15 protein-coding genes are annotated in these 12,748 nt (G+C 52.5%); 4 read left to right on the forward strand and 11 right to left on the reverse strand.

The features are described 5' to 3' along the window. The first annotated feature begins 75 nt into the window (after positions 1-75). Both sseA and timP read left to right on the forward strand, forming a co-directional pair. Positions 76-921 carry a 3-mercaptopyruvate sulfurtransferase gene (sseA, locus tag RTW80_RS06645; RefSeq protein WP_000108626.1) on the forward strand — a complete coding sequence of 282 codons (846 nt, stop codon included), beginning with the start codon at positions 76-78 and terminating at the stop codon, positions 919-921. 661 nt (positions 922-1,582) lie between these two features. Next, positions 1,583-1,708, forward strand: coding sequence for a small toxic inner membrane protein TimP (gene timP, locus RTW80_RS06650; protein WP_001380605.1), 126 nt, complete (start codon positions 1,583-1,585; stop codon positions 1,706-1,708). Positions 1,709-1,738: 30 nt separating this feature from the next. On the opposite strand, the gene sseB is transcribed toward timP, so the two are convergent. The 11 genes from sseB to trmJ all read right to left on the reverse strand — a co-directional run bounded on the left by sseB (position 1,739) and on the right by trmJ (position 10,823). Next, on the reverse strand, positions 1,739-2,515 hold the full coding sequence (gene sseB, locus RTW80_RS06655) for an enhanced serine sensitivity protein SseB (RefSeq protein WP_001295479.1): 777 nt from the start codon (positions 2,513-2,515) through the stop codon (positions 1,739-1,741). Between the two features lie 141 nt (positions 2,516-2,656). After that, positions 2,657-3,940: an aminopeptidase PepB gene (gene pepB / locus RTW80_RS06660; RefSeq protein ID WP_032247411.1), complete on the reverse strand. Its 1,284-nt coding sequence runs from the start codon at positions 3,938-3,940 to the stop codon at positions 2,657-2,659. Between the two features lie 57 nt (positions 3,941-3,997). Further along, complete coding sequence (gene iscX / locus RTW80_RS06665; RefSeq protein ID WP_000523616.1) at positions 3,998-4,198, reverse strand: Fe-S cluster assembly protein IscX; 201 nt, start codon at positions 4,196-4,198, stop codon at positions 3,998-4,000. Between the two features lie 11 nt (positions 4,199-4,209). Further along, the gene (fdx, locus tag RTW80_RS06670; RefSeq protein WP_001124469.1) at positions 4,210-4,545 is read right to left on the reverse strand and encodes an ISC system 2Fe-2S type ferredoxin; all 336 of its coding nucleotides are present in this window, start codon (positions 4,543-4,545) and stop codon (positions 4,210-4,212) included. A 1-nt stretch (position 4,546) separates the two neighbouring features. Further along, positions 4,547-6,397: a Fe-S protein assembly chaperone HscA gene (gene hscA, locus RTW80_RS06675; RefSeq protein WP_001196613.1), complete on the reverse strand. Its 1,851-nt coding sequence runs from the start codon at positions 6,395-6,397 to the stop codon at positions 4,547-4,549. A gap of 16 nt (positions 6,398-6,413) precedes the next feature. Continuing rightward, a complete protein-coding gene (hscB, locus tag RTW80_RS06680; RefSeq protein ID WP_000384413.1) occupies positions 6,414-6,929 on the reverse strand; it encodes a co-chaperone HscB in 516 nt (171 codons plus the stop codon). A gap of 95 nt (positions 6,930-7,024) precedes the next feature. Beyond that, entirely contained in the window at positions 7,025-7,348 is a 324-nt protein-coding gene (iscA, locus tag RTW80_RS06685) for an iron-sulfur cluster assembly protein IscA (protein WP_000028953.1), read from the reverse strand. A 16-nt stretch (positions 7,349-7,364) separates the two neighbouring features. Then, positions 7,365-7,751, reverse strand: coding sequence for a Fe-S cluster assembly scaffold IscU (gene iscU, locus RTW80_RS06690; RefSeq protein WP_000331707.1), 387 nt, complete (start codon positions 7,749-7,751; stop codon positions 7,365-7,367). 27 nt (positions 7,752-7,778) lie between these two features. Further along, the gene (gene iscS, locus RTW80_RS06695; protein WP_001295373.1) at positions 7,779-8,993 is read right to left on the reverse strand and encodes a cysteine desulfurase; all 1,215 of its coding nucleotides are present in this window, start codon (positions 8,991-8,993) and stop codon (positions 7,779-7,781) included. 240 nt (positions 8,994-9,233) lie between these two features. Further along, a complete protein-coding gene (gene iscR, locus RTW80_RS06700; RefSeq protein ID WP_001241356.1) occupies positions 9,234-9,722 on the reverse strand; it encodes a Fe-S cluster assembly transcriptional regulator IscR in 489 nt (162 codons plus the stop codon). Positions 9,723-10,082: 360 nt separating this feature from the next. Beyond that, positions 10,083-10,823 (reverse strand): tRNA (cytosine(32)/uridine(32)-2'-O)-methyltransferase TrmJ, encoded by a 741-nt coding sequence (gene trmJ, locus RTW80_RS06705; RefSeq protein ID WP_000940019.1) that lies wholly within the window; start codon positions 10,821-10,823, stop codon positions 10,083-10,085. Between the two features lie 118 nt (positions 10,824-10,941). Between trmJ and suhB the strand changes: the two genes are divergently transcribed. Then, on the forward strand, positions 10,942-11,745 hold the full coding sequence (gene suhB / locus RTW80_RS06710; protein ID WP_000553451.1) for an inositol-1-monophosphatase: 804 nt from the start codon (positions 10,942-10,944) through the stop codon (positions 11,743-11,745). Positions 11,746-11,889: 144 nt separating this feature from the next. Continuing rightward, positions 11,890-12,744, forward strand: coding sequence for an alpha/beta hydrolase (locus tag RTW80_RS06715; protein WP_063119294.1), 855 nt, complete (start codon positions 11,890-11,892; stop codon positions 12,742-12,744). Positions 12,745-12,748 lie beyond the last annotated feature (4 nt).

Here is a 12,748-nt window from a genome sequence, read left to right on the forward strand (position 1 = left end):
TCAGCCTCTTTTGCTTGTCGCTTTTCACTAAACATCCGACAATTTAGCCTAACCCCGGCAAAAATGGAGATGCCTATGTCCACGACATGGTTTGTAGGAGCCGACTGGCTCGCCGAACATATTGATGACCCGGAAATTCAGATTATCGATGCCCGCATGGCGTCGCCTGGACAGGAGGATCGTAACGTTGCTCAGGAGTATCTGAATGGACATATTCCCGGCGCAGTGTTTTTTGATATCGAAGCGCTTTCTGATCACACTTCCCCGCTTCCGCACATGCTGCCGCGCCCGGAAACGTTCGCCGTGGCGATGCGTGAATTAGGCGTTAACCAGGATAAGCACCTGATTGTCTATGACGAAGGTAATCTTTTCTCAGCCCCACGAGCATGGTGGATGCTGCGCACCTTTGGTGTAGAGAAAGTGTCGATTCTGGGGGGTGGACTTGCAGGCTGGCAGCGCGATGATCTGCTGTTAGAAGAAGGTGCAGTAGAGCTGCCGGAAGGAGAGTTTAACGCCGCGTTTAATCCTGAAGCCGTGGTGAAAGTAACCGATGTATTATTGGCAAGCCATGAAAATACGGCGCAAATTATTGATGCCCGCCCGGCTGCACGTTTTAACGCAGAAGTTGATGAACCTCGCCCAGGTTTACGTCGCGGACATATTCCCGGAGCACTGAATGTTCCGTGGACGGAACTGGTGCGCGAAGGCGAACTAAAAACGACCGATGAACTGGATGCGATATTTTTTGGTCGCGGCGTCAGCTACGACAAACCAATTATCGTCAGCTGCGGCTCTGGTGTAACGGCAGCCGTGGTTTTGTTAGCACTCGCGACGCTGGATGTGCCAAACGTGAAACTGTACGACGGCGCATGGAGTGAATGGGGCGCGCGGGCAGATTTACCGGTTGAGCCAGTGAAATAAGTATTTTACAGGCAATAAAAAACCGCCGAATTTGGCGGTTTTTTATTGCTAGTCTGGTTCGCGGCCTTTCCAGCAGGTTGACTTGTGTTACATGAGCAACGCAGGTGCTTCACAGCAAAACAATACTCACCAGTAACTCTCTTTTTGTCAAGCAAAAGAGAGTAATTATTGTTTATTTAGCGTATTATCGACACCGGCCCTTTCCGCCGTGTTCGGTAATAAAATAACCTGGCTTATTAGTCCGAATTCAGACAAATATAAACAAATCCTGCTCAAAATTAAAAATTCTAACCGGTAAAAGATATTACTTAAACATGTAAATTCACTTTCCTTTAAAAAACAAAAAACCGCCAAAATCAGGCGGTTTTTTGTTGCTGGTCCGGTTCGCGGCCTTTCCAGCAGGTTGTATTACCGTAGTAATGCAAGCGCGTCTCAGCGGAGACAATACTCGCCAGTAACTCTCTTTTTGTCAAGCAAAAGAGAGTTATTATTGTTCTGTTAGTGTATTATCCACTGCGGCCCTTTCCGCCGTCTCGCAAACGGGCGCTGGCTTTAGGAAAGGATGTTCCGTGGCCGTAAATGCAGGTGTTTCACAGCGCTTGCTATCGCGGCAATATCGCCAGTGGTGCTGTCGTGATGCGGTCTTCGCATGGACCGCACAATGAAGATACGGTGCTTTTGTATCGTACTTATTGTTTCTGGTGCGCTGTTAACCGAGGTAAATAATAACCGGAGTCTCTCCGGCGACAATTTACTGGTGGTTAACAACCTTCAGAGCAGCAAGTAAGCCCGAATGCCGCCCTTTGGGCGGCATATTTTAGATTATCCGATTCTGTTTAAAGTCACGCAAAAAACCACCCCAGCGACGTTCATAGAATGGCGCAATATGTTCGGTAATAAAGTGGCTAATTCCTTTTTCCCCTTTTTTCACCTGACAAATATCGATTGGTTCATCGCCAGGTAATGTATCGGTCGCTACACTTCCCGTCGCCTGAATAATTTCTTCGATATCACCATCGGCTTCAATGCCAATAAGTAAATTAGGCTGTGCCTCTTCGTTCTCTTTAATTGAACAAATAAAAGCACGCTTCACCGGCTTAATGGTTTTAAATAAGGTGGTGAGTGAATCAATCATTTGTGCTGGCGGCTCTGCGACTTCCGATAATATCAGCGATTCACCGCCTTCCAGGATTTCCTGGCTGCTCAGCGGATTTCCCTCTTCACCAATCAACAAACTGATTTCACGCGGCATAAATTCTTTACCGGTTGGCAGTTTGGCATTAAGGAAGAGCGTTTCGCCAAGTGTCATCTCAAACAGCGTGCGAACGGGCATTACGACAAATGCCTGTTCGTCTTCAACCGCCTGTTGAAGTGCTTCTAACGAGGTGAAAAAAGGAATGACGCTGGTGCCGTCTTCTTTTTCCCAGTGCTGTAAATCAAGCGCGCTATCTTCAACCACAGCCTCGCCCTGCGCCGCCGTACCAGGCACCCAGACGGTGGATTCCAGTAGAGTACGGAAAAAGGCCGGGCGGTGCGCCGGTTCAGTTGCTGCTTTTTCCAGCAGGTCTTCAAGTTCGTTTTTTGTTTCGGACATAAGAACCACAATTCATTCAACGTTCGGGGCGCAAATGCCTGATGCGCTACGCTTATCAGGCCTACAAGGGATTCGCAATTTGTTGAATTTGCAGAATTTGTAGGCCGGATAAGGCGTTTACGCCGCATCCGGCATATTAGTTTACGCCGTTAACAGATTAGCTATCGTGCGCACACCAAGTCCCGTAGCGCCCGCAAACCACTGTTCAACCGGCGCTTTACGGTAAGTCGCCGAGCAGTCGATATGCAGCCAGCCTTGCTGATAGTTCTCAACAAAGTGCGACAGGAAGCCCGCCGCCGTGCTCGCGCCTGCCGGATACGCCGCGCTTCCGGTATTGTTCAGTTCGGCAAAGTTAGACGGCAGCTGGCTGCGGTGGAACTCCGCCAGCGGCAGACGCCAGAACGGTTCGTTCTCCTGCGCGGCACTCGCCAGCAAGCGACCGGCCAGCGCATCGTCAAAACTGAACAGCGCGTGATAATCATTACCCAGCGCAGTTTTCGCCGCCCCGGTGAGGGTCGCCGCATCAATGATCATTTCCGGTTTCTGCGCACTGGCATCAATCAGACCATCGGCAAGCACCAGACGCCCTTCGGCATCAGTGTTCATCACTTCAACTTTTTTACCGTTGCGATAGGTGATGATATCGCCCAGCTTGAACGCATTGCCGCTAATCAGGTTATCCGCACAGCAGAGGAACAGCTTCACGCGCTTGTTCAGTCCGCGCGTAATGGCAAATGCCAGCGCCCCGGTAACCGTTGCCGCGCCGCCCATGTCCGACTTCATCGAGTCCATAAACGCAGTCTGTTTGATGCTGTAGCCGCCGGAGTCAAAAGTGATACCTTTACCTACCAGGCACGCGTACACTGGCGCTTCTTTATCGCCAGTTGGGTTGTAATCCAGCGCCAGCAATACCGGAGAACGTTCTGAACCGCGTCCGACGGTGTGCAGCCCCATATAACCTTGCTCACGCAGATCTTCGCCTTTGGTGATCCGATAAGTCACACGATCGCCCGCGACGTTGCTGATCAGATCAACAGCACGCTGTGCCAGTTGCGATGGTCCCAATTCTTCTGCCGGTGCGTTGATGGTGTCACGCACCCAGTCGATGATCATCAGGCGGTTATCCAGTTCCTGGCGCTGGGCATCGTCCAGATCCGGCCACTCCACTTTACGCGTGCCTTTCGGGGCTTTGTAACCTTGCCAGAATGCCCAGCAGCGATCCGCATCCCAACCTTCACCGCTTAACTGAACATGCTTGATGCCCAGACCGTCAATCTTGCGGGCCGCACGCTGGATCAGCCCCAGATCGTCTGCCCCGTTCAAATGCAGGGTAATGCCATCATTATTAATGCTGTAAGTTGCTTTTTCTCCCCAGCGCGCGTCGGCAGGTTGGGTAGAGAGGGTAATTTTCATCGCTTCTGTCATTTTAGTTATCCTTATTCGTTTAACAGCAAAACGGGCTACCCCAGGCAGCCCGTTTATTCATTCGGCCTCGTCCAGCCAGACTAACAAAATCGCTTCGAGGATTTTCTCGTTGGATGCCTGCGGGTCGTCGTCGAAATCTTCCAGATCGCAAATCCACTGATGCATATCGGTGAATCGAACCGTTTTCGGATCAAGATCGGGATACGCATCGTACAGTGCTTCGCCAATTTCGCGGCTATCGGTCCACTTAAGTCCCATACTAACCTCTGTTAATGCTCACGCGCATGGTTGATAGTGTAACGCGGGATTTCGACTACTAAATCTTCGTCGGTAACGCGCGCCTGGCAGCTTAAACGGCTTTCCGGCTCCAGTCCCCAGGCTTTGTCCAGCATGTCGTCTTCCTGCTCTGAGCTTTCCGGCAGTGAGTCAAAACCTTCACGAACGATGCAGTGGCAGGTGGTGCAAGCACAGGATTTTTCACAGGCGTGTTCAATCTCGATACCGTTACGCAGAGCTGCGTCGAGAATGGTTTCACCGCTATTAGCTTCCAGAACAGCGCCATCAGGGCAGAGATCCTGATGAGGCAAAATAACAATCTTTGGCATATTAAACCTCGTCCACGGAATGGCCTTTCAGCGCACGACGAACCGACTGGTCCATGCGGCGAGCGGCGAAATCCTGGGTTTGTTTGTCTACGTTTTTAATCGCTTGTTCGATGGCGTCAACATCATCGCCCTGCGCCACTTCACTCAGGTGAGCGGCAGCATCGTCAATGACCTGACGTTCTGCGGCGCTTAACAGCGCGGCATCAGCAGCCAGCGCGCCGTGCAGACTTTCCAGCACACGCGCCGCTTCTACTTTTTGTTCTGCCAGCATTCGGGCTTTTACGTCCTGCTCGGCATAGCTCATTGAGTCTTTGATCATCGAAGCGATTTCGCTATCGGTCAGACCGTAAGACGGTTTGACCTGAATAGACGCCTCAACGCCGGTGGATTTCTCCATCGCCGTCACGCTCAAAAGACCGTCGGCATCGACCTGGAACGTCACGCGAATATGCGCACCGCCAGCCGGTAGCGCCGGAATACCACGCAGCGCAAAACGCGCCAGTGAGCGGCAGTCCTGCACCAGTTCGCGCTCACCCTGCATTACATGGATAGACATCGCCGTCTGACCATCTTTAAAGGTGGTGAAATCCTGAGCGCGGGCCACCGGAATAGTGGTATTACGCGGAATCACTTTCTCCACCAGGCCGCCCATCGTTTCGAGGCCCAGCGACAGTGGGATCACATCAAGCAACAGCATTTCGCTGTCTGGCTTGTTACCCACCAGAATATCCGCCTGAATCGCCGCGCCAATAGCGACGACTTTATCCGGATCGATGGAAGTCAGCGGTGGACGACCGAAAAATTCGCCTACCCGTTCACGCACCAGCGGCACGCGAGTAGAACCGCCCACCATCACCACTTCCAGCACTTCATCAGCTTCTACACCCGCGTCTTTCAGCGCGCGACGACAAGCCAGTAAGGTTCGTTTTACCAGTGGCGCGATCAGTTCATTGAATTGTTCACGGCTGATTTCGCCCTGCCAGCCCGCAACGTTAACGGTCACGGAGTCCGCATCGCTCAGCGCGATTTTGGCTGCAATGGCGGCATCCAGCAGTTCACGCTGAACGCGGTTATCGCTACGATCAGGAATGCCCGCCTGCTCGCGAATGTAATCCGCCAGCAGATGGTCGAAATCATCGCCGCCGAGCGCGGAATCACCGCCGGTTGCCAGCACTTCAAACACGCCGCGACTTAAGCGCAGAATGGAAATATCAAACGTCCCGCCACCGAGGTCATAAACGGCGATCACGCCTTCCTGACCGGAATCCAGCCCGTAGGCGATAGCCGCAGCGGTCGGTTCGTTAAGTAAGCGCAGGACGTGAAGGCCCGCCAGACGCGCCGCGTCTTTGGTGCCCTGACGCTGGGCATCGTCAAAGTACGCCGGAACGGTGATAACTACACCATCCAGCTCGCCTGCCAGGGCTTCAGTTGCCCGCGCCGCCAGTGCTTTGAGGATGTCCGCAGAAACGCGCACCGGGTTCAGCAGCCCCGCCGCCGTTTCAATCATCGGCAGGCCGTTTTCGCTGGCCTGGAATTGATAAGGCAGATGCGGATAGCGTTGCTGGATATCAGCCAGCGAGCGTCCCATCAGGCGTTTAACAGAACTAATTGTGTTGGCGGTATCGAGCGCTGCATTAGTACGCGCGTCATAACCCACCGAATGCCCTTGCTGTTGATAGTGAACAACAGATGGCAGCAGGTGACGGCCTTCATGATCGGCTAACGTTTCGGCCTGACCGCTGCGCACTGTCGCCACCAGCGAGTTGGTTGTGCCCAGGTCAATACCGGCCGCCAGACGACGCTGATGCGGCGCAGCACTCAAACCAGGTTCACTAATTTGTAATAAGGCCATGTTTAGCTTCCAGAAATTAAAAATCGAGCAGTTTTTCTTCGAGTTGTTCGGCACTGCTTCGCAGTTTATCGAGAAAACGCAGCTTACGCACGGTATCCGCCGCTGCGTCCCACGTCTCGTTGTCTAACTGTTCAACCATCAACTGATGGCGGGTATCAAACATCTTTTTCACACGTTTGATAAAGCTTTCCAGCCGCGCTTCATCTTTCGCCTGTTCGATCTCGTCCAGCTCTTCGCGCAGCTCCAACTGTTCCATCAGGAACGCGGTGTCGCGCACAGTATGCTGCTCGCTGGCGAGATCAAAGCCGTGCAAAGAAAGCAAATATTCCGCGCGCATTAACGGATGACGCAGCGTTTGCCAGGCCTGGTTAATGGTTGCAGATTGCTGTACGGCGGCGAGTTGTTCCGCCTGGCTTCCGCTGGCGAATTTATCAGGATGATACTGACGTTGTAGATCCTGAAAACGCAGGCTCAGCGCCTGGGTATCGAGTTGATAGCGGGCAGGCAAGCCAAAGAGGGTGAAGTAATCCATAACATTCTCAGGGCTGCGATCCGCCGCGATAACGGCGAATCAGGTAAAACAAACCCCACGCGCAGGCGACCACGGTGGGGTTATCGGTATGCGCATCAAACGTGGAAGCTTTCGCCGCAACCACACTCATCTTTGACGTTCGGGTTGGTGAATTTAAACCCTTCGTTCAGGCCTTCTTTTACGAAGTCCAGCTGCGTACCGTCCAGAAATTGCAGGCTCTTGCCATCGACCACGACTTTCACGCCTTTGTCTTCAAACACGATGTCTTCCGGCGTCGGTTCGTCAACAAATTCCAGTACATAAGCCATACCTGAACACCCGGAGGTTCTCACGCCCAGACGCAGGCCAAACCCTTTACCGCGGTTAGCCAGAAAGGTATTTACTCGCGCTGCTGCACTGTCGCTCAGTGTAATCGACATAACCAAACCTCAACTCTTATTTTGCTTCACGTTTGCTTTTATAGTCCGCAATGGCGGCTTTGATCGCGTCTTCTGCCAGAATAGAACAGTGAATTTTCACCGGCGGCAGTTCAAGTTCTTCAGCAATATCGGTGTTTTTGATCGCCTGCGCTTCGTCGAGAGACTTCCCTTTCACCCATTCGGTGACCAGGGAGCTGGAAGCGATAGCGGAACCGCAGCCGTAAGTTTTAAAACGCGCGTCTTCAATGATACCTTCATCGTTGACTTTAATCTGCAACTTCATCACGTCGCCACAGGCCGGTGCACCCACCATGCCGCTGCCGACGTTCTCGTCGTTGTTGTCAAAGGAACCCACGTTACGCGGATTCTCGTAATGGTCGATAACTTTTTCGCTGTAAGCCATTATAAATTCTCCTGATTCCGATACCGATTAATGATGAGCCCATTCGATGCTGTTCAGATCCACGCCCTGCTTGTACATTTCCCACAGCGGAGAAAGGTCACGCAGACGACCGATGGATTTACGAACTAACTCGATGGTGTAGTCGATCTCTTCTTCAGTAGTAAAACGACCTAAAGAGAAACGGATAGAGCTATGTGCCAGCTCGTCGTTCAGCCCCAGCGCGCGCAGCACGTAGGACGGTTCGAGGCTTGCTGACGTACAGGCGGAACCGGAAGAAACCGCGAGGTCTTTCAGCGCCATAATCAGCGACTCACCTTCAACGTAATTGAAGCTGACGTTGAGAATGTTCGGCGCACCGTGTTCCAGGTCACCGTTCAGGTAAACTTCTTCGATATCTTTGATGCCGTTCCACAGACGGTTACGCAGTCCGCGCAGACGTTCCATCTCGGTCGCCATCTCTTCTTTTGCGATGCGATAGGCTTCGCCCATTCCGACGATCTGGTGAACAGGCAGAGTGCCGGAACGCATACCGCGTTCGTGACCGCCGCCGTGCATTTGCGCTTCGATGCGTACGCGCGGTTTACGACGCACATACAGCGCACCAATACCTTTCGGGCCATAGATTTTGTGACCGGAGAAAGACATCAGGTCAACTTTCAACTGGCTCAGATCGATAGGCAGTTTGCCCACGCTCTGGGTTGCATCAACGTGATAGATAATGCCACGAGCACGGCACATTTCGCCGATAGCCGCGATATCCTGTACCACGCCGATTTCGTTATTCACGTGCATGATAGAAACGAGGATGGTGTCGTCACGCATCGCTGCTTCAAGTTCTTTCAGGTCGATAATGCCGTTACGCTGCGGTGCCAGGTAGGTGACTTCAAAACCTTCGCGCTCCAGCTGACGGCAGGTATCCAGTACCGCTTTGTGTTCAGTTTTGCTGGTGATGATGTGCTTGCCTTTTTTCTGATAAAAGTTGGCTGCACCTTTGATCGCCAGGTTGTCAGATTCGGTTGCACCAGAGGTAAAGACGATTTCACGCGGATCAGCGCCGACCAGATCGGCAATCTGATTACGGGCGATATCTACCGCTTCTTCAGCCTGCCAGCCGAAACGGTGAGAACGGGAGGCCGGGTTACCAAAGGTTCCGTCCATCGTCATAAACTGCATCATTTTCTCGGCAACACGCGGGTCCACCGGCGTGGTTGCGGAGTAGTCGAGATAAATCGGTAATTTCATTGCTCTATAAACTCCGTACATCACTCAATGCAAGGAATCAGGCTACCGGCTGGATGTACGACCGTGTTTACGGAGCGCGATACGCCCCGGCCTGATTCTAATATCTTGTTATCTTTAACCTAACTGTTTCGGGTTTCAGCAAGTTGACAAACTTACGAATCTCCGGGAGCTTACATAAGTAAGTGACCGGAGTGAGTATGTGCAGTCAACGCAGATGCAACACGAAACAGGACGGTTAAATTAAGCGCGTAACTTAACGTCGATCGCGTCTTGTATGCGGGTGCGTGGCGCGTCGTGAGTATGCTGACGACCAGACACATCCAGCACTTCCTGGTTATTAACCAGTTCGCCTAAAGTAATGTTGTTGAGAAAACCGGTGAGACGGTCGCTCAAATCACGCCACAGCGCGTGGGTCAGGCATTTATCGCCGCCCTGGCAGCCGCCTTTACCCTGACAACGGGTGGCATCTACAGATTCGTCAACGGCGCTAATTACTTCGCCAACGGCGATGCTGCTGGCATCTTTGCCTAACAGATAACCACCGCCTGGTCCACGTACGCTGGAAACCAGACCATTTTTACGCAGACGGGAAAACAGTTGTTCCAGATAAGAAAGGGAAATTCCCTGACGTTCGGAAATATCAGCCAACGGTACCGGGCCCGCTTCAGAGTTGAGCGCAACGTCAAGCATTGCGGTCACGGCATAGCGCCCTTTAGATGTCAGTCTCATGTCTTACTTCACCTCAAACTCGCCCCTGCCCGGGGTTTTTTATTGTAAAAGTGGGGGTATTGCATAGCAGGGTCAAGTCTGACATTCCCGAGTAAATTGGTCAACTATTTACTTGACTGATTTAGTCGGGTATTTAACCTTCAGTGCCATTTTTTTATCGTGGCGTTTGTACCTGTTGTCGGATGCGGCGTGAACGCCATATCCGCCCTGGGGTTCTGTACACTGTAGGCCTGATAAGACGCATTACGCGTCGCATCAGGCAACGGCTGTCGGATGCGGCGTGAACGCCTTATCCGACCTACGGTTCTGTACATTGTAGGCCTGATAAGACGCGTTAAGCGTCGCATCAGGCAACCACTGTTATTCGGCCTTGTTACCTTTATTCTGCTGCTCAATAGAAGCCAGAATCCCGCGCAGGATATTCAATTCCTGGCTTTCCGGGCGCGCACGGGTAAACAGACGGCGCAATTTATTCATCACCTGCCCCGGATGGTTTTCACGGATAAAACCGGTTGCCAGCAGCGTTTGTTCCAGATGACCATAAAAACGCTCCAGATCATCGACCAGCGGATACGGCGTCTCTTCATGCTCGACCTGCTCGCCATTTTCCTGAGTTGCCAGCCAGGCCATGCGCACTTCATAGGCAATAACCTGAACCGCCATCGCCAGGTTCAGCGAGCTGTATTCCGGGTTAGCCGCAATCGCGACATGATAATGGCATTTCTGCAACTCTTCATTGGTCAAGCCGACGCGCTCACGACCAAACACCAGCGCCACCGGGGTATTTGCCGCTTCAGCGACGCTTTTCAGACCGCATTCGCGCGGGTCGAGCATCGGCCACGGCAGCGTGCGGGAGCGTGCGCTGGTGCCCACCACCAGGCTACAACCGGCTAACGCTTCGTCGAGCGTATCGACGATGTGAGCATTACCAATCACATCGCTGGCCCCTGCTGCCAGGGCAATCGCCTGGGAGTCGGGTTTCACCAGTGGATTAACCAGCCACAGATTGGTTAATCCCATTGTTTTCATGGCACGGGCAACAGAACCCATATTGCCGGTGTGTGACGTCTCCACCAGCACAATTCGAATATTTTGCAGCATTGTCTTTCTTCATCTAAAGATTATTCACGCATCTTATCATAAAACGAAGACAGATGCCGATCTCGCTGCTATACTCTGCGCCGTTTTCCCGTTCTTTAACATCCAGTGAGAGAGACCGATGCATCCGATGCTGAACATCGCCGTGCGCGCAGCGCGCAAGGCGGGTAATTTAATTGCCAAAAACTATGAAACCCCGGACGCTGTAGAAGCGAGCCAGAAAGGCAGTAACGATTTCGTGACCAACGTAGATAAAGCTGCCGAAGCGGTGATTATCGACACGATTCGTAAATCTTACCCACAGCACACCATCATCACCGAAGAAAGCGGTGAACTTGAAGGTACTGATCAGGATGTTCAATGGGTTATCGATCCACTGGATGGCACTACCAACTTTATCAAACGTCTGCCGCACTTCGCGGTATCTATCGCCGTTCGTATCAAAGGCCGCACCGAAGTTGCTGTGGTATACGATCCTATGCGTAACGAACTGTTCACCGCCACTCGCGGTCAGGGCGCACAGCTGAACGGCTACCGTCTGCGCGGCAGCACCGCTCGCGATCTCGACGGTACTATTCTGGCGACCGGCTTCCCGTTCAAAGCAAAACAGTACGCCACTACCTACATCAACATCGTCGGCAAACTGTTCAACGAATGTGCAGACTTCCGTCGTACCGGTTCTGCGGCGCTGGATCTGGCTTACGTCGCTGCGGGTCGTGTTGACGGTTTCTTTGAAATCGGTCTGCGCCCGTGGGACTTCGCTGCAGGCGAGCTGCTGGTTCGTGAAGCGGGCGGCATCGTCAGCGACTTCACCGGTGGTCATAACTATATGCTGACCGGTAACATCGTTGCTGGTAACCCGCGTGTTGTTAAAGCCATGCTGGCGAACATGCGTGACGAGTTAAGCGACGCTCTGAAGCGTTAATGACTCAGGCGGGTGATATCACTCACCCGCCCTCGCCTTTCAGGCGCTATTCCGAAATACTTCCTCACCGCTTTACTTTCTTTCGTCACTCTCCCACCATCTTTCCCCGATTAATGGATGATAAAGAAGTCGCAAGGAAAGGTTATGGCACTGCCAGTGAACAAACGCGTTCCCAAAATTCTGTTTATTCTCTTTGTTGTTGCCTTCTGCGTTTATTTAGTGCCGCGCGTTGCCATCAACTTCTTCTATTATCCTGACGATAAAATTTACGGTCCCGACCCCTGGTCGGCGGAATCCGTCGAATTTACGGCTAAGGACGGTACTCGTCTGCAAGGCTGGTTTATCCCTTCTTCGACGGGCCCTGCTGACAACGCCATCGCAACCATCATTCATGCTCACGGCAATGCCGGAAATATGTCCGCCCACTGGCCGCTGGTCAGTTGGTTACCCGAGCGTAATTTCAACGTTTTTATGTTTGATTATCGCGGGTTTGGTAAATCAAAAGGCACGCCGTCCCAGGCCGGATTGCTGGACGATACGCAAAGCGCCATCAATGTGGTGCGCCATCGCAGTGATGTAAACCCACAACGGCTGGTGCTGTTCGGGCAGAGTATTGGCGGGGCGAATATTCTTGCTGTTATTGGTCAGGGTGATCGTGAAGGCATACGTCCGGTGATCCTCGACTCCACATTTGCCTCTTATGCAACCATCGCCAACCAGATGATCCCCGGCAGTGGCTACTTACTTGATGAGAGTTACAGCGGCGAAAATTACATCGCCAGCGTCAGCCCGATCCCGCTTTTACTCATTCACGGTAAAGCCGATCACGTTATCCCATGGCAGCACAGCGAAAAGTTGTATAGCCTGGCAAAAGAGCCAAAACGGTTGATCCTAATCCCGGATGGCGAACACATTGATGCTTTTTCCGATCGTCACGGCGATGTTTATCGCGAACAGATGGTGGACTTTATCCTTAGCGCGTTGAATCCGCAGAACTAACCCA

It is taken from the genome of Escherichia sp. AM3 (assembly GCF_032029835.1).
Classification (GTDB): Bacteria; Pseudomonadota; Gammaproteobacteria; order Enterobacterales; family Enterobacteriaceae; genus Escherichia; species Escherichia coli.

Excerpts from the sequence above, each read along its gene's own strand:
- sseA (WP_000108626.1), top strand. The coding sequence starts at position 76 with ATGTCCACGACATGGTTTGTAGGAGCCGACTGGCTCGCCGAACATATT.
- timP (WP_001380605.1), top strand. The coding sequence starts at position 1,583 with ATGAAGATACGGTGCTTTTGTATCGTACTTATTGTTTCTGGTGCGCTG.
- sseB (WP_001295479.1), bottom strand. The coding sequence starts at position 2,515 with ATGTCCGAAACAAAAAACGAACTTGAAGACCTGCTGGAAAAAGCAGCA.
- pepB (WP_032247411.1), bottom strand. The coding sequence starts at position 3,940 with ATGACAGAAGCGATGAAAATTACCCTCTCTACCCAACCTGCCGACGCG.
- iscX (WP_000523616.1), bottom strand. The coding sequence starts at position 4,198 with ATGGGACTTAAGTGGACCGATAGCCGCGAAATTGGCGAAGCACTGTAC.
- fdx (WP_001124469.1), bottom strand. The coding sequence starts at position 4,545 with ATGCCAAAGATTGTTATTTTGCCTCATCAGGATCTCTGCCCTGATGGC.
- hscA (WP_001196613.1), bottom strand. The coding sequence starts at position 6,397 with ATGGCCTTATTACAAATTAGTGAACCTGGTTTGAGTGCTGCGCCGCAT.
- hscB (WP_000384413.1), bottom strand. The coding sequence starts at position 6,929 with ATGGATTACTTCACCCTCTTTGGCTTGCCTGCCCGCTATCAACTCGAT.
- iscA (WP_000028953.1), bottom strand. The coding sequence starts at position 7,348 with ATGTCGATTACACTGAGCGACAGTGCAGCAGCGCGAGTAAATACCTTT.
- iscU (WP_000331707.1), bottom strand. The coding sequence starts at position 7,751 with ATGGCTTACAGCGAAAAAGTTATCGACCATTACGAGAATCCGCGTAAC.
- iscS (WP_001295373.1), bottom strand. The coding sequence starts at position 8,993 with ATGAAATTACCGATTTATCTCGACTACTCCGCAACCACGCCGGTGGAC.
- iscR (WP_001241356.1), bottom strand. The coding sequence starts at position 9,722 with ATGAGACTGACATCTAAAGGGCGCTATGCCGTGACCGCAATGCTTGAC.
- trmJ (WP_000940019.1), bottom strand. The coding sequence starts at position 10,823 with ATGCTGCAAAATATTCGAATTGTGCTGGTGGAGACGTCACACACCGGC.
- suhB (WP_000553451.1), top strand. The coding sequence starts at position 10,942 with ATGCATCCGATGCTGAACATCGCCGTGCGCGCAGCGCGCAAGGCGGGT.
- RTW80_RS06715 (WP_063119294.1), top strand. The coding sequence starts at position 11,890 with ATGGCACTGCCAGTGAACAAACGCGTTCCCAAAATTCTGTTTATTCTC.